The following is a 21,976-nucleotide window of genomic DNA, read 5'->3' as shown; positions in this document are numbered from 1 at the left end:
ATCGCCGGCAGGTTACGCCACGCCGTGCAGGTGTTCGTACAGGATCGTCGCACCGATGATCACCAGGATCACGCCACCGATGATTTCGGCGCGCTTGCCGACCATGCTGCCGAGTGCGCGGCCGAGCATGATGCCGGCGGTGACCATGGTCAGCGTGCACAGGCCGATGACCGCCGCCATCACCCCGATATGCACGTCCATGAAGGCCAGGCCGATGCCCACTGCCATCGCGTCGATGCTGGTGGCGAAGCCGGTCAGTGCCAGCTTCCAGAAGCCGTGATGCTGCGACGGATCCTCATCGTCCTCGCCGCTGTCAGGGCGCAGGCCGTTGTAGATCATGTGGATGCCCAGTGCGCCGAGCAGGCCGAAGGCGATCCAGTGGTCGAAGGCTTCGACGTACTGCAGGGCGGCACGACCGAGCAGCCAGCCGATGATGGGCGTGATCGCCTCGATGACGCCGAAGATGATGCCGGCGCGCAGCGCATCACGGAACACCGGCCTGCGCATGGCGGCACCCTTGCCGATCGCGGCAGCGAAGGCATCGGTGGACATGGCAAAGCCGATCAGGAGGATCGAAACAGGAGACATGGGCGGCAGCAGAAGGTCGGGCAAGGACGGACGCACGGCTCGCGCTCGCGCCCAACCTGACGTTGCGCGCGCGGGCCGCTGGTCTCGCCAACCATCATGGTTGTCCACGCCACGGCGCACTGGCCGAGTATGTTGACATGGACGATTCCTGCGTAGGAATCCGGCTACTCCCCAAGGGGACGCGAAGCTTAGCACCGCGATCCGCGCGTGGCGCATTTCCGGGCAAACGCGCAGGCAGGGCTGGTTTGTATAGCGATGGCTATATCACCGCGAAGTGGTGGCGCCGGCCGAAGCGGAATCCGGTAGTGCCGGCCGCTGGCCGGCATGGCTCCCGCCACAACCGGCTACATCACGTGCATGTCGTAAAGCCTGGGCCCGCTGTCCACAGTGCTCTGACGATCAAGATCGAAGGTTGCGGTCAGGTCGCATTGCTCGCCGTCGGCGAACAAGTCCAGTTCGATGCGCCAGTCAGAGCTGGGCCCATAAATGACCGCATTCAGGGCCACATATTCGTCGCTGGGAACATCAATTCGAAAGTGATTTGCTGGATCGGGTGGATCGGAGAAGAACTCGAGCGCTTTACGCCGAAAATCCTCGTTGCGGCCAATGGGGAAGCCCGCGGGGCTGGGGCCATCCGGACAGCCTGCGCGAACGAAGGCGATCAATGCGCGGATTGTGTCCCTTTCTGCAGGTGTCAGGGAGAAGGGGTGACCTTCGGCTGGGCCGGTCATTGAATTGATCCGGAACTGGCACCAGTCACGCATGATCTGCAGATCCGAGATCAGCTGCGGGACGTCCTTCCCGTCTGGTGGAACTGCACGAATGCGCAGTGCAGCGATGCTTCTTTCGAGATCATCGACATGGAAGAAAAGCTGAGCATCCGCCGCATGCTCAAGAGCAGCGAACATCTTCTGGTGTCTTGAAAAGGCCACATCAGGTACGAAACGGCCACTCACGCGGCAGCCTCGGTAGCTGAAGCGCTGGACGGAACCTATCCTCAATCCGTCCACATCAATGAGTGTCCAGACGTCCATGGTTGCAACTGGAAAGCAGAAACTTCCAGCCTGATATCGAATCAATCATCCCGCCAGAGCCAATTACGTCATCGGCGTGCCGGGTGACAGTGCCAAGCAAGCTTGGCCCCTACCAAAGCAGTTTCCGGTAGCGCCGGGCCATGCCCGGCGAGCGCAGCGGTGATACAGGTACAGGCGATTGCCGGCCAGCGGCCGGCACGAACCCTCAGTCTTCTTCCGGCGGCAGCACGATGGCGTCGTCGTCGATCGCCAGCTTGCCGGCCATCAGCACGGCCTGGGTGCGGTTGGTCACGCCCAACTTGCGCAGGATCGCGGTCACATGCGCCTTGATCGTCGCTTCGGAGACATTGAGGTCGTAGGCGATCTGCTTGTTCAAGCGGCCCGCACCCAACATCTGCAGCACGCGGAACTGCTGCGGGGTCAGCTCGCGCAGCCGCTGACCGACTTCGCGTTCTTCGCTGCCGGTGGGCGGCACGTTGTGTGCTTCCGGCGGCGCCCAGGTCTCGCCATCGAGGATGGTGCCGAGTGCATGGCCGATGGTGTCCGAATCAGCGGATTTCGGAATGAAGCCCAGCGCGCCATGGTCGAGTGCACGGCGCATCACCGTGGCTTCTTCGCGTGCGGACACCACCACCACCGGCAGGTGCGGATGCAGCGAACGCATGTGCACCAGTGCGTTGAAGCCCTGTGCGCCGGGCATGTTGAGATCCATCAGGACCAGGTCGGCGTCGTTGTGCTGGTCGGCCAGCGCATACAGCGCCTCCACGCTGTCGGCCTCGAACAGTTGAACGCCCGGAATGACCCGCTGCACGGCACCCCGCAGGGCTTCGCGGAACAACGGATGGTCATCGGCAATCAGGAGGGTGGTCATGGTCGGGGGGAACCGTAGGGGGGAACTGTTCGGGGCCGAAGCCCCTGGGGTCAGAGCCCTTTCCTTGTGGAAAGGGATCCGACCCCGGGTAGCACATCAACGCACCTTGCGCTCGTCCACCAGCGACGCCACGACCGAGGGGTCGGCCAGGGTCGAGGTGTCGCCGAGCTGGTCCGGTGCGTTCTCGGCGATCTTGCGCAGGATGCGGCGCATGATCTTGCCCGAACGGGTCTTCGGCAGGCCCGGCGCCCACTGCAGGTGGTCGGGCGTGGCGATCGGCCCGATCTCCTTGCGCACCCAGGCGACCAGCTCCTTCTGCAGCTCGTCGCTGGGCGCCTCCTCGGCCACCAGGGTGACGTAGGCATAGATGCCCTGGCCCTTCACGTCGTGCGGGAAGCCGACCACGGCGGCTTCGGCCACCTTCGGGTGCGAGACCAGCGCGCTTTCCACTTCGGCGGTGCCGATGCGGTGGCCGGACACGTTGATCACATCGTCCACGCGGCCGGTGATCCAGTAGTAGCCGTCTTCGTCGCGGCGGCAGCCATCACCGGTGAAGTAGCTGCCCGGGTAAGTGCGGAAGTAGGTGTCGATGAAGCGCTGGTGATCGCCGTACACCGTGCGCATCTGGCCCGGCCAGGAGTCACGGATGATCAGGTTGCCTTCGGTCGGGCCGTCCTTGATCTCGCCATCGGCATTGACCAGGGCCGGCTGCACGCCGAAGAAGGGCAGGGTGGCCGAACCCGGTTTCAGATCCATCGCACCGGCCAGCGGCGAGATCAGGATGCCGCCGGTCTCGGTCTGCCACCAGGTATCGACGATCGGGCAACGGCTTTCGCCGACCACTTCGTAGTACCAGCGCCAGGCTTCCGGATTGATCGGTTCGCCGACGCTGCCAAGCAGGCGCAGCGAGGCGCGCGAGGTCTTCTTCACCGGCTCCTCGCCTTCGCGCATCAGCGCACGGATGGCGGTGGGGGCGGTGTAGAAGATCGACACCTTGTGCTTGTCGATCACGTTCCAGAAGCGCGAGGTGTCCGGGTAGTTCGGCACGCCCTCGAACATCAGCGAGGTCGCGCCGTTGGCCAGCGGGCCGTACACGATGTAGCTGTGGCCGGTGACCCAGCCGACGTCGGCGGTGCACCAGTAGATGTCGTCCTCGCGCAGGTCGAACACCGCTTCATGGGTGTAGGCCGCGTACAGCAGGTAGCCGGCGGTGGTGTGCAGCACGCCCTTCGGCTTGCCGGTGGAACCGGAGGTGTAGAGGATGAACAGCGGATCCTCGGCGTTCATGGGTTCCGGCTCGCAGCTGGCCGGCTGGCTGTCGACCACATCATGGAACCAGCGGTCGCGCGGGGCCTGCATGTCCACCGCACCACCGGTGTGGCGCACCACCAGCACGGTTTCCACGGTATTGGTGCCGGGCAGCTTCAGCGCCGCATCGACGTTGGCCTTCAGCGGAATCTTCCGGCCACCGCGCAGGCCTTCGTCGGCGGTGATGATCAGCTTGCTCTGGCAGTCGCTGACACGGTCGGCGATCGAATTCGGGGCGAAGCCACCGAACACCACCGAGTGGATCGCACCGATGCGCGCGCAGGCCAGCATGGCCACGGCAGCGTCGACGATCATCGGCAGGTAGATGGTGACCCGGTCGCCCTTCTTGACGCCCAGGTTGCGCAGCGCGTTGCCGAGACGGCAGGTGCGCTCGTACAGCTCGCGATAGGTCACGTGCTGGGCCGGCGCGTCCGGGCTGTCCGGCTCGAACAGCAGGGCCGTCTTGTCGCCGCGCTTTTCCAGCTGGCGGTCCAGGCAGTTCACGCTGGCGTTGAGCTCGCCATCTTCGAACCACTTGATGTGGAAGTCGGACAGGTCGTAGCTGACGTTCTTGATCTTCGTCGGCTTGCGCGACCAGTCCAGCCGCTCGGCAGCCTTGCCCCAGAACGCATCCGGATCGGACACCGAGGCCTGGTACTGCTGTTCATAGGTGTTCTTGTCGATACGCGCCTTGGCGGCGAACTGCGGATCGACAGGGTAGAGATCAGCCATGGCACCCTCACTTGCACGTTGACTTTGTGTGTGCAGCCGCAGCATTGCAGCAGCCGTTCCCCCTCAGTTTGCCCCATCCACCCCCGGTCGCGTCACCACTTCGGTTAGACCTTGGTCGAAAGTCGGGCCCCTGCAGGCCCGGGTTCGACCAATGGCCAATAGCCGGTGCGTGCAAACGCCCCGCAGTCTCGGCTCGACCGTGCCCCACGCGCGGCATCACCTTGCCACTTGGGAGAGAGGGCAACATGAGCCACCGTACGTTGAAAGCCGTGCGCACACCTTTGGCGGCCTGCCTGTTGGTCGCCCTGGTCGCACCGGGCATGGCGTTCGCCGAGACCGCCAAAGAGAAGGCACTGGAGTCACGCGTCGCCGAACTGGAGCGGCAGGTGCAGGCGCTGCTGGCGTCGCAGCAGCAGCAACAGACCCAGATCGTGCAGACCCAGCAGGCGGTCACCGACGTCCGCACGCTGCAGGCCGAACAGAAGCCGGCGGTGCCTGCGGGCAAGCAGCCGATCCAGGTCACCACCATCACCCCCGGCGCGGCGCCGGGCACCACGGTCAAGATCGGCGGTTTCATCAAGGCTGATTTCCTGGCCACCCAGACCAGCGATGGCCAGCTGGCCGACGATGCCACCGGCCGCTCGCTGTACCTGCCCGGGCAGACCCCGGTGGAAGGCGCCGGCGGCAGCGGCAAGCGCTCGGACGTGGACTACAACGCCCACGCCAAGTTCTCGCGCTTCAACCTGGGCATCGACAACGTCAGCGAGTCGGGCAACAAGGCCGGCGCGTTCTTCGAGATGGATTTCTTCGGCAACTCGCTGGGCAACCAGACCGCCACCAACACCTATGGCGTGACCCTGCGCCATGCGTACATGTACTGGAACAACTGGATGGCCGGCCAGACCTGGTCGAACTTCATGGATGCGGCGTCGTTGCCGGAAGCGGTCGACTTCGTCGGTCCCACCGATGGCGTGATCTTCGTGCGCCAGGCGCAGGTGCGCTACACCCAGGGCGGCTTCAGCGTCGCGCTGGAGAATCCTGAAACGACCACCCTCACCGGTACGCGCAATCCGGTCACCGGCGCCTGGACCAATGCCAGCGCCAATTCCGATCGCGGCAGCCTGCCGGACCTGACCCTGCGTTATGGCTGGAAGGGTGACTGGGGCACGTTCGGTGTTGGCGGTATCGTCCGTCAGCTGAAGGTCGACAACCAGGCCACCGGCGCAAAGGCCGACAAGGTGGCCGGTGGCCTGACCCTGGGCGGCAAGTGGGTGATGGGTGACAGCGATTCGCTGCACTACCAGTTCACCGGTGGCGAGGGCATCGCCCGTTACATCGGCCTGGGCATTACTGCGGATTCGGCCTATGACGTGGCCCGTGACGAGCTCAACCCGACCGGTGTGATCGCCGGCTATGTCGGTTGGCGCCATGCGTTCTCGCCGAAGCTGCGCACCAACCTGATCTATGCGCGCAGCGACTACGACAACGACAGCATCCTCGGCCCGCTGGTGACCAAGAGCGTGCAGAGCATCCGCGGCAACATCTTCTACTCGCCGCTGCCCAAGGTCGATGTCGGTGCCGAGCTGATGTACGGCAAGCGCGAGATCGAGAACGGCAACAAGGGCGATATCACCCGTCTGCAGTTCACTACGAAGTACAGCTTCTAAAGGAGTGCCGACCAAGGTCGGCACCTACCAAGAATGAGTGCCGACCAATGGTGTCGGCACCTACCTAGACTGCGTGCCGACCGAGGTCGGCACCTACAGAGGGAAAGCTTCCCATGTCCACAACACCTGCACCGGCGAAAGCCCAACTAACCCAGGGACACAAGAAGGTCATCTTCGCGTCCAGCCTGGGCACCGTTTTCGAGTGGTATGACTTCTTCCTGTATGGCTCGCTTGCTGCGATCATCGCCAAGCAGTTCTTCAGTGGCGTCAATGAAACCACGGGCATGATCTTCGCCCTGCTGGCCTTCGCGGCCGGCTTCTTCGTGCGCCCGTTCGGTGCGGCCTTCTTCGGCAGCCTCGGCGATCGCATCGGCCGCAAGTACACCTTCCTGGTCACCATCCTGATCATGGGCATCTCGACCTTCCTGGTCGGTGTGCTGCCCAACTACGCCTCGATCGGCTTCGCCGCGCCGGTGATCCTGATCATCCTGCGCCTGGCCCAGGGCTTGGCCATGGGCGGCGAGTACGGTGGTGCGGCGACCTACGTGGCCGAACACGCGCCGGACGACAAGCGTGGCCTGTACACCAGCTTCATCCAGTGCACGGCCACCCTCGGCCTGTTCATGTCGCTGCTGATCATCCTGGCCTGCCGCTACTTCCTCGGCAACGAAGCGTTCGAAGCCTGGGGCTGGCGCATTCCGTTCCTGGTCTCGATCGTGCTGCTGGGTGTGTCGGTGTGGATCCGCCTGCAGCTGAGCGAGTCGCCGCTGTTCCAGCAGATGAAGTCGGAGGGCAAGGGTTCCAAGACGCCGTTCCGTGACAGCCTGAAGGGCGGCAACCTGAAGCTGATGCTGCTGGTGCTGCTCGGCGCCGCAGCGGGCCAGGCGGTGGTCTGGTATGGCGGCCAGTTCTACGCGCTGTTCTTCCTCAGCAGCATGCTGAAGGTCGATGCCACCACCTCCTACCTGCTGATCGCTGCCGCGCTGGCGTTGGGCGTGCCGTTCTTCATCTTCTTCGGCTGGCTGTCCGACCGTATCGGCCGCAAGAAGATCATCCTGGCCGGCTGCCTGTTGGCCGCAATCACCTACATCCCGATCTTCAAGGGTCTGACCCACTTCGCCAACCCGGCCATCGAAGAAGCCCGCAGCAGTTCGCCGGCGCTGGTCGTGGCCGACCCGACCACCTGCTCCTTCCAGTTCGATCCGGTGGGCCTGCGCAAGTTCACCAGCTCCTGCGACGTCGCCACCGCCGCGCTGACCAAGGCCGGTGTGCCGTATGACGTGCAGCCGGCCGCTGCTGGTTCGCTGGCGATGGTCAACGTGGGCAGCGCCAGCGTCACCTCGTACGAGGCCGCCGGCCTGACCAAGGAAGAAGGAAAGGCCAAGGCTGACGCGTTCGGTGCCGAGCTGAAGACGGCATTGACCGGTGCCGGCTATCCCGCCAAGGCTGATGGTTCGCGCATCAACTACGCCGGCACGATCCTGATGCTGTGGCTGCTGGTGCTGTACGTGACCATGGTCTACGGCCCGATCGCCGCCTACCTGGTCGAACTGTTCCCGACCCGCATCCGCTACACCTCGATGTCGCTGCCGTATCACATCGGCAATGGCTGGTTCGGTGGCTTCCTGCCGGCGATCTCGTTCGCGCTGGTGGCCGGTACCGGCAACCTGTACTACGGGTTGTGGTACCCGATCATCATCGCGCTGATGTCGGTGGTGATTGGCGGCCTGTTCCTGCGCGAGACGAAGAACGTGGACATCACCAAGTAAGAATGATGTTCATCGAATGAAGGAGAGGCCGTGGTGCAGACCACGGCCTTTTCGTTTCCCTGTAGCGCCGAGCCATGCTCGGCGACCGCGCAACGCGCGGCACAAAACTCCGCAGACACGAACAAACAGCGCTGAATGCCTTCATCGCGGTTGACAAGCATCCGAAGCCACCGCCCGTATCGCGCCCGGGGTCAGATCCCTTTCGCATGCGAAAGGGCTCTGACCCCTACCTCCAGACGCAGTGCGAGGTAGCGTCGAGAGCGGTCGACCAACGGTCGATGCTAACCGCCGTCCAGCGCTTGCCTCTGCGAGGGAGTGACGTCAAAGATCCCCGCGTCGATCAGCTTTTTGTAATGACCTCTGTTGCGTGGACCCGGCGGGTCGCAACGAAGCAGATTGTCGAGGGAACCATCGGGCGCATCCGAAGGACTCCGGTGACCTGACGCATAATCCTCTGCGGTAGCGCCTTCTTCGGTCAGGGTGACAGGTGGGAGGCCGGGAGATGCCCAGTTGCCAATGTCATTGAATGACCCGCCACAGAACTGGCCGGTCTGCCGCGTAACCATGCAACCGCTGCGCGTGTTCATGAACCCACAGTACGGAACCTCATGCATGAAGCGATCTCCATCCGGAGAAGCGACCTCACCGGATTCCACGTCAGTGACAAGCACATACCGGCCGTCAGGAGACGTCGCCGGATCGGCATCGTGTTCGAACAGAGAGTAGGAGCGCTCGCTCAGCTCTATCCGACGCACCAACTTGCCATGCCTCATGACCGACACGTTCCGGTAGCGACCGTTCTCCTCACCGTCATACCGCAGCGTGATGTCACTGCCAGCCTGTGTCCACCTCTCGTTGCCAGCTTTTGCGTCTAGTGGTGAAGCCAGTGATGCGAGCAAAGTGAAGACCAGGCTCAACATATTCATCCTCTCGGAAACTGTCATTGGCAAGCGAGGAAGATGCCATGGGCATCAGGGGCTTGCGGTGGTCTTTTCTATGCATTCGCCTTCCTGCTCAAGGGGGCGTCTTGAAAACTCCTTGATGCAGAACGCTCGCTGTTCACTCTCATCGCCCGCTTGTCTGATCCGATTGAGCAACTGATCGGCGCCGGGGCAATGCGCAACACGAGCGGCAACGAGGTTGCACACGGGAACAAAGGGGAAGTGCACGTCATGGCGTGGAATGTTCAGCTTCTCGTCCCAGGCCTGGAGCGGAAAGAGCACATGCAGCAACCCGTCCACCGCTTCATCTTCGCGTGGTCGCGTAAGGGCGGTATCCGGCGCATCCTCGAGCAATCTGGCATATGCATCCAGAAAGCGACGACCGCGCCGCTCGTGTTCTGCTGGTGTCGTCGCCCGCCGCAAAGCCGCGTAGTAAGGAAAGATGCTTTCTACATCAGGTGCGCTGCAGGTGATGCCACGTGGCTGCGACTGCGCATCACCAGGTTCTGCTGGCCTGCATGAGGTGCGCTTTAGTCGCTCCTCCAAAGTGGTCAGCACCCGGTCGATGGCGGCGCCAGAAGTGGGTTCACCATCCAGCTCGCCCACAAGCGACACCAGGCTGTCGCCCACCATCGGCACATACTCTCGCTCTGTATCCAGTGCGAAACCGGCGTGAGGCGGCGGGGGTGCAGTTGACGCTGCAGGCAGAGACAGTACAGCGGCCATCGCCAGCGCTACCATCATCGATGGCACATCAGGTCGCCGATGGAATCAGGCTGCAGGGCGATGGAGCACCACCTGACCGCCTTGCGTCCCCTTCGTGAGGGAATGAATTCGACTTCTACATCCAGACGGTCATCGTGGAAATCGAGTGTCTTGAAGTCGACCAAGGCGAAGTCGCGATCGAAGCGCGCGCCACCGACGGAGCAGATTAACTTCTCGCGGTGATACTCGGCTGGATGGCCGAGTCTGAAGGACTGGACTGTCAGACATGGATTGTCAGCGATTACGACATACCTGACAGCTCGCTCCTGGACAATCGCGATATCGGCCTTCGTGACTTTTGAGTAGTCGTTGTGCCGCTCTGAGGCTTTGGCGGTGCTGCCCGACAAGGATGGCGCAGCGTAAAGAACAAGCCAGGGCGTGGTCAGTAGTACTCGCTTCCAAACTCGAGTGAACATTTCAGATCTCCGATAGAACCATTTCCGATTTCAATTGAGCACTCTTTCACCTCATCACCGCTCCCGCGAAGGCTAAAAAACTCGATCTCCAGCGATAGTCGATCTGGCTCAAACCCTATTTTCCGCACGTCGACAAACGCGAAGTCATCGCGAAAACTCATCTTTCCAAGCGAACAGATTTTCTTCTGGCGAACGAGGCCTTCCATGTTCGCGGATTTGAAAATCTGGACCGTGATGCAATCCGAGGCGCCGCTAAGCATGATGTAACGCACCCAGTGGCCCATCATTCTTTGGACGCCGGCCATACGAACCTTCTCGTAGTCAATAGGCGGAGTTGAGGCTCCGGCAGAGAGGACCATCAGCATCAAACCGGCTAGAACTGCGGCTATACCTTGCATTACATCCTGCTCTTCGGCACGTCAGACGTATACATTGGTGGACATGAAGCCGCTCCACCATGAAAGAAGTACGAAATTGCAAATGTTCTTACGCTTCCCGGATGGAACTACGTGTTTGGCCATCCCTCTGGAGGTCTGACGAGGGGTAGAGTCGACCGTTGGCCGACTATCGCGCCCAGCGTTGGGTTTCACGTGTTCTGACCGGGGAGCGGTCGACTAACAGTCGACTCTACCCAGTCGAATCCGCGCCCTGTCATGCGGCGATGACTGCCACAGCTCGTATAGTCGCCCCATGACCACCACCGTCCCAGCCGACCTCCCCGCCATCCTGCACACCCTGCGCAGCGCCTGGCAGTCGCAGCGCCCGTCGCTAGACCAGCGCGGGAATGACCTGCGCCGCCTGCGCGAGGCGCTGAAGCTACGCCTGGACGAAATGGCCCAAGCCATCGCCGAGGACTTCGGCCACCGCGCCCACGTGGAATCGAAGCTGGCCGATGGCATGAGCGTGCTGTCGGCCATCGACCACCTGCGTCGCCACCTGCGGCGCTGGTCGAAGCCGCAGCGGGTGGGCGCCGGCTGGCGACTATGGCCGGCGCGCGCGCAGCTGCGGCCGATGCCGCTGGGTGTGGTCGGGGTGATCTCGCCGTGGAATTATCCGGTCACGCTGGCGTTGGTGCCGCTGGCCACCGCGATTGCCGCTGGCAACCATGTGCTGTTGAAGCCTTCGGAGCACACCCCGCGCACCAGCGCGTTCCTGGCCGATCTGCTGGCGAGCGTGTTCCCGCCCGAACGTGTAGCGGTGGTGCAGGGTGGGGCGGACGTGGCTGCGGCGGTGTCTTCGCTACCGCTGGACCACCTCGTGTTTACCGGTTCCACCGCGGTCGGCCGCAAGGTGATGGCGGCGGCGGCGGAGCATCTGGTGCCGCTGACGCTGGAACTGGGCGGCAAGTCGCCGGCGATCGTCTGCCGTGATTTCCCGTTGGACAAAGCCGCCGCACGTCTGGCCACCGGCAAGTGGTTCAACGCCGGCCAGACCTGCATCGCGCCGGATTACGTGCTGATCGACAGCGTGCGCCAGCGTGAGTTCGTGCAGGCGCTGCAGCAGCAGGTGCGTGAGCGCTATGGCGATTTCAGCGATGCCGCCGACTACACGCGGATCATCAACGAGGGCCAGTACCGGCGCCTGCAGGGCTATCTGGCGCAGGCGCGCGAACGCGGCGTGCCGGTGATTCCGCTGGCGCAGGTGGATGACGCGCGCGCCGATCGCGAGCGGCTGCTGGTGCCGACCGTGGTGCTGGACCCGCCGGATGACCTAGACCTGATGCGCGATGAGATCTTCGGCCCGATCCTGCCGGTGCGCGCCTATCCGGACCTGGATGCGGCGCTGGCCGACATCGTGGCCCGCGACCGGCCACTGGCGCTGTATCCCTTCAGCCATGACACGGCCACGGTGGAGCGCATTCTCGGCCAGGTGCTGGCCGGCGGGGTCACGGTCAACGACACCCTGCTGCACTTCGCCGCCGACGGTTTGCCGTTTGGTGGGGTGGGCGCCAGTGGCATGGGGGCGTACCACGGGCGGGCCGGGTTTGATGCGATGAGCAAGCTGTTGCCGGTGCTGTGGCAGTCGCGCTGGGCGGCCAGTGACCGGCTGCGGCCGCCGTATTCGAAGATTGCGGGGTTGTTGAAACTGCTGCTGCGGTGAATCCAGCAAGGGCGTGCATCCAGTGGTAGTGCCGGCCGCTGGCCGGCAACTTCATGACCCTCCGGCGGGGACCTGCACCTGCCGGCCAGCGGCCGGCACTACCGGTAGGGGCCAACCCGCGCGGCTCGTTCCGGTAGGGGCCAACCTTGGTTGGCACGCGTGAACCCCAAGCGCCGACCAAGGTCGGCCTCTACGAAGGCAACAGCGGGAAGCAAAGCGCCGACCAAGGTCGGCCTCTACCAAAGCCCACCCGGGTAGAATGCCCGCATGAAGATCGCCTCGTGGAACGTCAATTCGCTCAATGTCCGCCTGCCGCACCTGGAGCAGTGGCTCAAGGACTTCGGCCCGGACATCGTCGGCATCCAGGAAACCAAGCTGGAGGACCACAAGTTCCCCGACTCGGCGCTGGTCGCCGCCGGTTACCGCAGCGTGTTCGCCGGGCAGAAGACCTACAACGGCGTGGCGCTGGTGTCGCGCGAGCCGGCGCAGGACGTGCAGATCGGCATTCCCGGCTTCGAGGACGAGCAGAAGCGGGTCATCGCCGGCACCTTCGGCGACCTGCGGGTGATCAACCTGTACGTGGTCAACGGCCAGGACGTGGGCACCGACAAGTACGAGTACAAGCTGCGCTGGCTGGAGGCGGTGCACGCGTGGATCGCCGAAGAACTGCAGCGGCATCCGAAGCTGATCGTGATGGGCGACTTCAACATCGCCCCCGATGCGCGCGACGTGCATGACCCGGAGGTGTGGAACGACAACCACATCCTGACCTCCACTGCCGAGCGCGGCGCACTGAACAAGCTGCTGCAGCTGGGCCTGCACGATGGCTTCCGCCTGCACAACGATGAGGCCGGCACCTTCAGCTGGTGGGACTACCGCGCAGCGGGTTTCCGCCGCGACCTCGGCCTGCGCATCGACCTCACCCTGGTTTCCGATGCGCTGAAGGGCAGTGCGGTAGCCTCGGGCATCGACCGCGAGCCGCGCACCTGGGAACGCCCCAGCGATCATGCACCGGCGTGGGTGGAATTGGGTTGAAGCGGTAGCGCCGGGCCATGTCCGGCGAGCGCAGCGGCGGCAGGGAGACGCCGGGCATGGCCCGGCGCTACCTGTCAGTTCACCGTATGCTCTTGCGGGTGAACAGGTTGACGATGGCCAGAAGAATCACCGCGCCGATCAGCGAGAATAGGAACGTGCGCAGGGTGATCGCTTCATTGATGCCGCCGCCGAACAGCCAGCCGGAAATCAGTGCGCCGACGATGCCCACCACGATGTTGAGGATGATGCCCTGCTGGCCATCGCGCTTCATGATGATGCTTGCCAGCCAGCCGACGATGCCGCCGACGATCAGCCAGATGATGATGCCCATGATCGACTCTCCGGTGGATAACCGCGTCCAGTTGACGCGCAATGCCGTGAACCCGCTGTGCAATCCTGTGACGGGCGCGTGCGGATGAGCCTGCCAGCCACCCTTGAGGGCCCCTGGCGGTTTGGTCCGGTTACCGTCTGGCGCTGCCCGCATGTCCCTGGCCAGCGCGGTGAGCCGCAGGCCCGGCAGGTGCTGGCACAGGCCCTGGGCGGCGAGCCGGATGCGCTGCCGCTGGTGCGCGACGACAAGGGCCGGCCGGAACTGAGCGGCGCGCTCGCCCACTACGGCACCGGCTGGAGCCACAGCGGCGAGGTGCTGCTGGTAGCGCTGGGCGAGGGCGTGCGGCTGGGCGTGGACCTGGAACTGCTGCGGCCGCGCCCGCGCATGCTGGAAATCATCCAGCGCTTCTTCCATCCCGACGAAGTGGCCTGGCTGCAGGGCCTGGACGAGGCCGACCGCGAACACTGGTTCTTCCGCGTCTGGTGTGCCAAGGAAGCGATGCTGAAGGCGCACGGGCAGGGCATTTCCTTCGGCCTGCACCGCCTGCAGCTGGCCCCGGCCAACGATGGCGCCCTGCACCTGCGCTGGTGCGACCCGGAGCTGGGCGAGGCCGCGCGCTGGCACCTGCACGAATGGCAGGCCAGCGGACAATTCCGCGCCGCATTGGCCTGGTATCCGCAGTGAATCGGCGAATCAACGGCGAAAACCGGCGATAATGCCGGCATGAGCGAACACGATCTTCCCGCCGGCGTAGCGAACACGCTGCAGCAGGGCCTGGCCAGCATGGGCCTGGCCGCCGAGCTGGCCCCGCCGCTGCTGCGCTACCTGGCGCTGCTGCACCGCTGGAACGGCACCTACAACCTCACCGCCATCCGCGATCCGCAGGAAATGGTCACCCGCCATCTGCTCGATTCACTGGCGATGCAGCCGTTCGTGGCCGATGGCAGCCTGGCCGACCTCGGTACCGGCCCCGGGTTGCCGGGCATCCCGCTGGCGATCGCCTGCCCGGGCCTGCAGGTCACCCTGGTGGAAAGCAACGGCAAGAAGGCCCGCTTCATGCGCGAGGCCGTGCGCCAGCTGGGCCTGGGCAATGCCCGCGTGGCCGAATCGCGCGCCGAAGCGCTGGCCGAGCCGGGCAGCTACGACCAGCTGACCGCGCGCGCGATGGACACCCTGGCCGGCATCGTCCGCGTCGGTGGCCACCTGCTGCGCCCCGGTGGCGTGTTGCTGGCCATGAAAGGCGTCTACCCGCATGACGAGATCGCAGCGCTGCCGGCCGGTTGGCAGGTGCGCGAGGTGGTCCCGCTGAGCGTGCCCGGCCTGGCCGGTGAACGCCATCTGGTCGCCGTCACAGGTCCCTGAACCACGCCGCCCGCCCCTTGTGGAACAAGCGGTTGGCGATCCACGATTTCCGCACGGGCCCGGTTGTACGCATAATGACCGGTCCCAGCACACGTCGACGAGGCACACCCGCATGGCCCGCATCATCGCCATCGCCAACCAGAAGGGTGGCGTCGGCAAGACCACGACCGCCGTCAACCTGGCCGCTTCCCTGGCCAACGCACCCAAGCGCGTGCTGTTGGTCGACCTGGATTCCCAGGGCAACGCGACCATGGGCAGTGGCGTGGACAAGCGCGAGCTGGTCTCCTCCACCTACGACCTGCTGCTGGGCGAGTCCAGCGCCGCCGACGTGCGCGTGCAGACCGCCGAAGGCTACGACCTGCTGCCGGGCAACATCGACCTGACCGCGGCCGAGATCCAGCTGATGGCGCAGAGCGAGCGCGAGCAGCGCCTGAAGCGCGCGCTGGCACCGATCCGCGATGAGTACGACTACATCCTGATCGACTGCCCGCCGGCGCTCTCGCTGCTGACCCTCAACGCACTGGCCGCCGCCGATTCGGTGATCGTGCCGATGCAGTGCGAGTACTACGCACTGGAAGGCCTGAGCGCGCTGGTGGAAACCATCGAAGCGCTGCGTGCCAACCTCAACCCGGCGCTGGAGATCGAAGGCGTGCTGCGCACCATGTTCGACGTGCGCAACAACCTGGCCAATGCCGTGTCGGCCGAGCTCACCGAGCACTTCGGCGACCGGGTGTTCCGCACCATCGTGCCGCGCAACGTGCGCCTGGCCGAGGCGCCCAGCCATGGCCAGAGCATCGTCGGCTACGATCGTGCTTCGCGCGGCGGCGTGGCCTACCTCGGCCTGGCCGGCGAGATCATCCGTCGCAACAACGAACGCAACAAGGCCACCAAGGCCGTGGAGACCGTCTGATGACCAGCAGCAAGCCTGCAGCCAAGAAGCGAGGCCTCGGCCGCGGCCTGGACGCACTGCTCGGTCCGAAGGGCGCGGTCAGCCAGGTGCAGGCCAGTACGGCGGTGATCGAGCCGCTGCCCGGTGAAGTGCTGCGCAAGCTGCCGGTAGGCCAGCTGCAGCCGGGCAAGTACCAGCCGCGTCGCGAGATGGACCAGGGCAAGCTGTCCGAACTAGCCGACTCGATCAAGTCGCAGGGCGTGATCCAGCCGATCCTGGTGCGCCAGCTGCCGGCAGGCAACTTCGAGATCGTCGCCGGTGAACGTCGCTGGCGCGCCTCGCAGCTGGCCGGCCTGGACGAAGTGCCGGTGGTGGTGCGCGAGCTGGAAGACCGCACCGTCATCGCGATGGCGCTGATCGAGAACATCCAGCGCGAAGACCTCAACCCGCTGGAAGAAGCCGAAGCGCTGCAGCGCCTCATCAGCGAATTCACCCTGACCCATGCCGAGGCCGCCGAGGCCGTCGGTCGCTCGCGCGCGGCGGTGTCCAACCTGCTGCGCCTGCTGGAGCTGCCGATCGCCATCCGCCTGCTGCTGGAAACGCGCCGGCTGGAGATGGGGCACGCCCGCGCGCTGCTGACGCTGGCCCCGGAACTGGCCAGCAAGCTGGCCCAGGAAGCGGCCGATGAAGGCTGGTCGGTGCGCGAGGTCGAGCGCCGTGCGCAGGCGTTTGCCGCCGGCAAGGTGCCGAGCAACCGTCCGCAGCCGGTGGCCAAGGTGCAGCAGGCCGATATCGCCTCGCTGGAAACCGAGCTGTCCGAAGTGCTGGGGACTTCCGTTGCGATCAACCATGGCCGCGGCGGCAAGGGCAAGCTGATCATCCATTACGCCAACCTGGACACGCTCGATGGCGTGCTGGAGCGGCTGCGCACGCGCCAGGGCTGACCCCGGCGCATCTTCATGGGCGCACGGCCCGTTCCTGCCGTGTGCCGTCGATTGCAGGGAACGCACCGCCGCGCGTGCCGGAGGCCGCGTCGTCCACCGCAGGTGGGCCGCTCCGCCCCGTGGCTCATCCAGGGAGCAGGACATGACCATTGAAGTAGACGACGTCAGCCCGGGCGGCAGCCCGATCCTCGTGCACAGCCGCGAGAAGGACTTCACCCCGGCCCAGGGGGAGTCGCACATCGAGGAGATCAGCGCGCACATCGAGCGCCATCTGGGCCCGATCTCCGGCGTCTTCCATGAAATCATCTCCGATATCGTGCACATCGACGTGCATGTGGTGCCCGCCACCGACGAGTGCCCGTACCTGCGGCTGGTGACCTCGGGCATGAGCGACCTGCCGATGGCCGTGCCCGACGAGGTGGACGCCCCCCGGCACATGGAACTGATGGTGACCCTGCCGGCGGATTGGCCGATCACCCAGGATGCCTTCGAGGATGAGCGCAACTATTGGCCGGTGCGCCTGCTGAAGACCCTGGCGCGGCTGCCGCACGAGTACGACACCTGGCTGGGCTTCGGCCACACCATTCCCAACGGCCATCCGTCCGAGCCCTATGCACCGGGCGTGGGGTTCGATGGGGCCATCGTGCTGCCGCCGGTCACGACCCCGGACGACTTCGGCACGCTGGCGCTGGAAGACGGCACCACCATCGAGTTCATGGCGATCGTGCCGCTGTACCCGGAAGAGATGGACCTGAAGCTGAAAAAGGACTCGGAAACCCTGCTGGATCGCTTCGATGCGAAGAACATCCAGGATGTCATCCAGCCGGGGCGCACCAATGTGGCCAAGAAGCGTTTCGGCCTGTTCTAGGCCCTGCGCGTACCATCAGACGCCATCACTATTGAATTGACCGTTGAATTCCAGGCTCACCGCAATGACCATCCTGCTCACCGGCGCAGCCGGCTTCATCGGTGCCTACACCGCCCGTGCCCTGCTTGATGCGGGCCAGTCGGTGGTCGGCCTGGACAACTTCAACGATTACTACGACCCACAGATCAAGCGCGACCGCGTGGCCGCGCTGTGCCCGACGCTGGATCTGCGCACGCTGGACCTGACCGACCGCGACGGCCTGGCCGCGCTGTTCGAGGAAGTACAGCCGACCGCGGTGATCCACCTGGCTGCGCAGGCCGGCGTGCGCTATTCGCTGGAAAACCCGCACGCCTACGTCGACAGCAACCTGGTCGGCTTCGTCAACATGCTCGAGCTGTCCCGCCACCGGGGCGTGCAGCATCTGGTGTATGCGTCCAGCAGTTCGGTGTACGGCGATTCGGCCACGCCGCCGTTTTCCGAAGACCAGCGCGTGGACCAGCCGCGCTCGCTGTACGCCGCCACCAAGGCCGCCAATGAACTGATGGCCTATACCTACGCACAGCTGTATGGCCTGCGTGCCACCGGCCTGCGCTTCTTCACCGTGTATGGCCCGTGGGGCCGGCCGGACATGGCGCCGCTGCTGTTCTCGCGCGCGGTGCTGGCCGGTCGTTCGATCGATGTGTTCAACGAAGGCCGCATGCAGCGCGATTTCACACATGTCTCCGACATCGTGGCCGGTATTCTCGGCGCCCTCGCGCATCCGGCTGATGGTCCAGTGCCGCACCGGGTGTTCAACCTCGGCAACCACACGCCGGTCGAGCTGGAGCGCTTCATCGGCGTGATCGAGCAGGCCGCCGGTCGCCCCGCGCAGAAGGTCTACAAGCCGATGCAGCCGGGTGACATGGTGCGCACGATGGCCGATACCCGGCGCGCACATGACGCATTTGGCTACGAACCGGTCATGCCGATCGAACAGGGCCTGCCGCCGGTGGTGCAGTGGTGCCGCGAGTATTTTGCTGATCGCGCCTGAAAACCGATCCTCACGCCGCCGGATTCATCTTCGGATAACCTCGGCTTCGGAAAATGCGCGGTCTTTGTCCCTCCTTGGCCGAGTCCCCCCATGAGCCAACCCGAGCTGTCCGTCGTTGTCCCCGTATTCAACGAGCGCGACAACGTCGCGCCCCTGGTGGCCGAAATCACCGCTGCACTGCGCGGACGGCTGCCGTTCGAGATCGTCTACATCGACGATCATTCGCGCGATGACACCCTGGCCGTGCTGCAGGGCATGAAGGCCACCACGCCGGAGCTGCGCGTGCTGCACCACGTCTCGCAGAGCGGGCAGAGCACCGCGGTACGTACCGGCGTCAAGCACGCGCGTGCGCCGTGGATCGCCACCCTCGACGGTGATGGCCAGAACGATCCGGCCGACATCCCCAGGCTGCTGGACGCCCGTGAAGCGGCCGACGCCCAGGTGAAGCTGTTCGCCGGCTGGCGCGTCAACCGCCAGGACAGCGGCAGCAAGCGCTGGGCCAGCAAGTGGGCCAATGCCATCCGCGCGCGCATGCTGCGCGATGACACCCCCGATACCGGCTGCGGCATCAAGCTGTTCGAGCGCAACGCCTTCCTCGATCTGCCGTACTTCGACCACATGCATCGCTACCTGCCGGCGCTGATGCAGCGTGCCGGCTGGAAGACCACCAGCGTGCCGGTCAACCATCGCCACCGTACGGCCGGCGTGTCCAAGTACAACAACCTAGGCCGCGCGCTGGTCGGCATCCGCGACCTGCGCGGCGTGGCCTGGCTGATCACCCGCAGCAAGCGCACCGCGGTGGAGGAGCGTTGATGGATCTGGAGCTTCACTGGCTGGACCAGCCGCTGACCTGGTTGTACTGGACCGGCCTGCATGTGACCGGCTGGAAGCTGATCGGCTACACCGGCGCGTTGATGTTCGGTGGCCGCTGGCTGGTCCAGTTCATCGCCTCCAAGCGCGCCGGCAAGCCGGTGATCCCGCGCCTGTTCTGGTACATGAGCGTGGTCGGCAGCCTGATGACGCTGAGCTACTTCCTGTTCTCGGCCAAGCAGGACTCGGTGGGCGTGCTGCAGAACCTGTTCCCGGCGTTCACCGCGTTGTACAGCCTGCAGCTGGACATCAAGCATCGCGGCTGGAAGCGGGACAAGGCCAGTCACTGACGCCCGGTAGATGCCGACCTTGGTCGGCGCTGGTTTTCTCCGGGTGCCGACCAAGGTTGGCAGCTACCAGAGCGGCCACGCAGGCACCGCTGTGGTAGCGCCGGGCCATGCCCGGCGGCTGTGGGATGGCGGCCAACATCGGCCGCGCTTCGCGCTCGCGGGGCATGGCCCCGCGCTACCACGCGCCTTCGGCGCTGGGTCTCCCCGCCTGCCAACCAAGGTTGGCAGCTACCAGGGCTAGGCCCAGGCAGGACCTTCGTCCCATGCCATGCGCGGTGCGGGGTGCCATGATCGGGGTCTGCCTTCCCGGGAACCTGTGCTTGTGAAAACCCGTCTTGCCGTAGCCCTGCTGATTGCCCTGTCTGCCCCTGCCGTGGCGTTGGCCGCGCCGCCCACCGCCGTCGCGCCGGCCAGCGTGGCTACCGAGTCGCCCGCCGATGCCGCCTTCCGCGCGCTGTACGAGAAGGAATGGAAGTGGCGCCAGCAAGGCGGCGGCGAGGCCAGCGAGGACGAAGACGCGCCGGCCAATGCCACCCGCATGCCCGACGTCGGCCCGGCCGCGCAGCAGGCACGCCTGGAGGTATGGGACCAGACCCTGGCCGCGCTGAAGAAGATCGACCCGAAGACCCTTTCGCCCGACAACCAGGTCAACTACGCGATCTACCGCGACCAGGTGTTCAACCTGGCCGAAGAAGTGCGCCTGCGCGGCTACGAGATGCCGTTCAACGCCGATTCCTCGTTCTGGTCCAACCTGTCCTTCATGGCCCGGCGCGAAATGAAGACCGTGCAGGACTACCAGAACTACATCGCGCGCCTGAATGATGTGCCGCGCTACTTCGACCAGCAGACCGGGAACATGCGTGCCGGCCTGAAGCGCGGCTTCAGCGTGCCGCGTGCGGTGCTCGATGGCCGCGAGGTGTCCATCGCCACCGTCGCCGAACTGAAGGACCCGACCGAATCGCCGTTGTACGCGCCGTTCAAGAAGCTGCCCAACACCGTCCCGGTTGCCGAGCAGGCCCAGCTGCAGGCACAGGCCCGCGCGGCGATCAGCGGCAAGGTGGTGCCGGCGTTCCAGCAACTGCGCACCTTCTTCGTCAACGAATACGTGCCACAGGCACGTACCACCCTGGCCGCCGAAGCGATGCCTGACGGCAAGGCGTACTACAAGCAGCAGATCCACGAATACACCACGCTGGACCTGTCGCCGGACGAGATCCACCGCATCGGCCTGGATGAAGTGGCACGCATCCAGAAGGAAATGAATGACATCATCAAGCAGGTGAAGTTCAAGGGCAGCTTTGCCGAGTTCCTGACCTTCCTGCGTACCGACCCGCAGTTCTATGCCAAGACGCCGGAAGAACTGCTGTCGCGCGCCGCATGGATCTCCAAGCGCGCCGATGGCCAGCTCGGCAAGTACATGACATTGCCGCGCGCGCGCTTCACCATCGTGCCGGTGCCGCCGGACATCGCGCCGTTCTGGACCGCCGGCCGTGGTGGCATGGGCACCTACTGGCTCAACACCTACAACCTGCCGTCGCGCCCGCTGTACAACCTGCCAGCGTTGACCCTGCACGAATCCGACCCGGGCCATGCACTGCAGGGTGCCATCGCTGCCGAGCAGAAGAACCTGCCGGAGTTCCGCCGCAATGCCTACATCTCCGCCTATGGCGAAGGTTGGGCGCTGTACTGCGAGAAGCTGGGCGTGGAAATGGGCATCTACGAAACCCCGTACGAGGATTTCGGTCGCCTGACCTACGAGATGTGGCGCGCCACGCGCCTGGTGATCGACACTGGCGTGCACAGCAAGGGCTGGAGCCGCGAGCAGGCGCTGGCCTACCTGCGTGACCACACGGCGCTGAGTGAGCACGAAGTGACCACCGAAGTGGATCGCTACATTTCCTGGCCGGGGCAGGCGTTGAGCTACAAGCTCGGCGAGATCGCCATCGTGCGCCTGCGTGCGCAGGCCGAGAAGGAGCTGGGCGACAAGTTCGACGTCAAGGGCTTCCACGACACGCTGCTGAAGCAGGGTTCGGTGCCGTTGCCGGTGCTGGAGCAGCAGATCCAGGCGTACATTGCCGAGCGCAAGAAGGCCTGATCGCCGCGCCGCCGGGCATGGCCCGGCGCTACCGGAACGTGCGGTGGTAGCGCCGGGCCATGCCCGGCGAG

The 21,976-nt window shown here is 64.9% G+C and carries 22 protein-coding genes; 13 read left to right on the top strand and 9 right to left on the bottom strand.

The window, feature by feature from the left end:
- Positions 1-12 precede the first annotated feature (12 nt).
- From CR918_RS18960 to acs, 4 genes are all read right to left on the bottom strand, one after another.
- Positions 13-588, bottom strand: coding sequence for a manganese efflux pump MntP (locus CR918_RS18960; protein ID WP_032976929.1), 576 nt, complete (start codon positions 586-588; stop codon positions 13-15).
- A 344-nt stretch (positions 589-932) separates the two neighbouring features.
- Positions 933-1,622: a hypothetical protein gene (locus CR918_RS18955; RefSeq protein WP_099844186.1), complete on the bottom strand. Its 690-nt coding sequence runs from the start codon at positions 1,620-1,622 to the stop codon at positions 933-935.
- A gap of 205 nt (positions 1,623-1,827) precedes the next feature.
- Positions 1,828-2,493: a response regulator transcription factor gene (locus CR918_RS18950; protein WP_006477308.1), complete on the bottom strand. Its 666-nt coding sequence runs from the start codon at positions 2,491-2,493 to the stop codon at positions 1,828-1,830.
- 96 nt (positions 2,494-2,589) lie between these two features.
- Positions 2,590-4,533 (bottom strand): acetate--CoA ligase, encoded by a 1,944-nt coding sequence (acs, locus tag CR918_RS18945; protein WP_099844184.1) that lies wholly within the window; start codon positions 4,531-4,533, stop codon positions 2,590-2,592.
- 245 nt (positions 4,534-4,778) lie between these two features.
- Between acs and CR918_RS18940 the strand changes: the two genes are divergently transcribed.
- Positions 4,779-6,200, top strand: coding sequence for a DcaP family trimeric outer membrane transporter (locus CR918_RS18940; RefSeq protein WP_025878777.1), 1,422 nt, complete (start codon positions 4,779-4,781; stop codon positions 6,198-6,200).
- Between the two features lie 113 nt (positions 6,201-6,313).
- Positions 6,314-7,969, top strand: a complete 1,656-nt coding sequence (locus CR918_RS18935) for an MFS transporter (protein ID WP_025878778.1) — start codon at positions 6,314-6,316, stop codon at positions 7,967-7,969.
- 281 nt (positions 7,970-8,250) lie between these two features.
- Here the strand turns inward: CR918_RS18935 and CR918_RS18930 are convergent, their stop codons facing one another.
- The 4 genes from CR918_RS18930 to CR918_RS18915 form a co-directional block, all read right to left on the bottom strand.
- Positions 8,251-8,886: a hypothetical protein gene (locus CR918_RS18930; protein ID WP_133119710.1), complete on the bottom strand. Its 636-nt coding sequence runs from the start codon at positions 8,884-8,886 to the stop codon at positions 8,251-8,253.
- Between the two features lie 54 nt (positions 8,887-8,940).
- Positions 8,941-9,543, bottom strand: coding sequence for a hypothetical protein (locus tag CR918_RS21100; RefSeq protein ID WP_133119709.1), 603 nt, complete (start codon positions 9,541-9,543; stop codon positions 8,941-8,943).
- 107 nt (positions 9,544-9,650) lie between these two features.
- Positions 9,651-10,091: a hypothetical protein gene (locus tag CR918_RS18920; RefSeq protein ID WP_133119708.1), complete on the bottom strand. Its 441-nt coding sequence runs from the start codon at positions 10,089-10,091 to the stop codon at positions 9,651-9,653.
- Positions 10,058-10,489: a hypothetical protein gene (locus CR918_RS18915; RefSeq protein WP_025878782.1), complete on the bottom strand. Its 432-nt coding sequence runs from the start codon at positions 10,487-10,489 to the stop codon at positions 10,058-10,060. The genes CR918_RS18920 and CR918_RS18915 overlap by 34 nt, the downstream gene beginning before the upstream one ends.
- Positions 10,490-10,781: 292 nt before the next feature.
- On the opposite strand from CR918_RS18915, the gene CR918_RS18910 reads away from it, so the two are divergent.
- Both CR918_RS18910 and xth read left to right on the top strand, forming a co-directional pair.
- Positions 10,782-12,191: a coniferyl aldehyde dehydrogenase gene (locus tag CR918_RS18910; protein ID WP_099844176.1), complete on the top strand. Its 1,410-nt coding sequence runs from the start codon at positions 10,782-10,784 to the stop codon at positions 12,189-12,191.
- Between the two features lie 267 nt (positions 12,192-12,458).
- Complete coding sequence (gene xth, locus CR918_RS18905; RefSeq protein WP_099785898.1) at positions 12,459-13,226, top strand: exodeoxyribonuclease III; 768 nt, start codon at positions 12,459-12,461, stop codon at positions 13,224-13,226.
- Between the two features lie 79 nt (positions 13,227-13,305).
- On the opposite strand, the gene CR918_RS18900 is transcribed toward xth, so the two are convergent.
- Positions 13,306-13,557 (bottom strand): GlsB/YeaQ/YmgE family stress response membrane protein, encoded by a 252-nt coding sequence (locus CR918_RS18900; RefSeq protein ID WP_025878785.1) that lies wholly within the window; start codon positions 13,555-13,557, stop codon positions 13,306-13,308.
- Between the two features lie 84 nt (positions 13,558-13,641).
- Between CR918_RS18900 and CR918_RS18895 the strand changes: the two genes are divergently transcribed.
- From CR918_RS18895 to CR918_RS18855, 9 genes are all read left to right on the top strand, one after another.
- The gene (locus CR918_RS18895) at positions 13,642-14,241 is read left to right on the top strand and encodes a 4'-phosphopantetheinyl transferase family protein (RefSeq protein ID WP_099785896.1); all 600 of its coding nucleotides are present in this window, start codon (positions 13,642-13,644) and stop codon (positions 14,239-14,241) included.
- A gap of 39 nt (positions 14,242-14,280) precedes the next feature.
- Entirely contained in the window at positions 14,281-14,919 is a 639-nt protein-coding gene (rsmG, locus tag CR918_RS18890; RefSeq protein ID WP_099844174.1) for a 16S rRNA (guanine(527)-N(7))-methyltransferase RsmG, read from the top strand.
- Between the two features lie 112 nt (positions 14,920-15,031).
- Positions 15,032-15,829 (top strand): ParA family protein, encoded by a 798-nt coding sequence (locus tag CR918_RS18885; protein WP_025878788.1) that lies wholly within the window; start codon positions 15,032-15,034, stop codon positions 15,827-15,829.
- A complete protein-coding gene (locus CR918_RS18880; RefSeq protein ID WP_025878789.1) occupies positions 15,829-16,752 on the top strand; it encodes a ParB/RepB/Spo0J family partition protein in 924 nt (307 codons plus the stop codon). The genes CR918_RS18885 and CR918_RS18880 overlap by 1 nt, the downstream gene beginning before the upstream one ends.
- A gap of 142 nt (positions 16,753-16,894) precedes the next feature.
- On the top strand, positions 16,895-17,620 hold the full coding sequence (locus CR918_RS18875) for a suppressor of fused domain protein (RefSeq protein WP_032976777.1): 726 nt from the start codon (positions 16,895-16,897) through the stop codon (positions 17,618-17,620).
- A 64-nt stretch (positions 17,621-17,684) separates the two neighbouring features.
- A complete protein-coding gene (locus CR918_RS18870) occupies positions 17,685-18,650 on the top strand; it encodes an NAD-dependent epimerase/dehydratase family protein (RefSeq protein ID WP_099844173.1) in 966 nt (321 codons plus the stop codon).
- A 90-nt stretch (positions 18,651-18,740) separates the two neighbouring features.
- Positions 18,741-19,463, top strand: coding sequence for a glycosyltransferase family 2 protein (locus CR918_RS18865; RefSeq protein ID WP_099844172.1), 723 nt, complete (start codon positions 18,741-18,743; stop codon positions 19,461-19,463).
- Positions 19,463-19,810 carry a lipid-A-disaccharide synthase N-terminal domain-containing protein gene (locus CR918_RS18860; protein ID WP_005414908.1) on the top strand — a complete coding sequence of 116 codons (348 nt, stop codon included), beginning with the start codon at positions 19,463-19,465 and terminating at the stop codon, positions 19,808-19,810. The genes CR918_RS18865 and CR918_RS18860 overlap by 1 nt, the downstream gene beginning before the upstream one ends.
- A gap of 322 nt (positions 19,811-20,132) precedes the next feature.
- Positions 20,133-21,905, top strand: a complete 1,773-nt coding sequence (locus CR918_RS18855) for a DUF885 domain-containing protein (protein ID WP_099844171.1) — start codon at positions 20,133-20,135, stop codon at positions 21,903-21,905.
- The last annotated feature ends 71 nt before the right edge of the window (positions 21,906-21,976 follow it).

Source organism: Stenotrophomonas indicatrix, from assembly GCF_002750975.1.
Lineage (GTDB): Bacteria > Pseudomonadota > Gammaproteobacteria > Xanthomonadales > Xanthomonadaceae > Stenotrophomonas > Stenotrophomonas indicatrix.
Note: the sequence above shows the minus strand (reverse complement) of the source record. Positions and strands in the feature narration are given on the sequence as shown.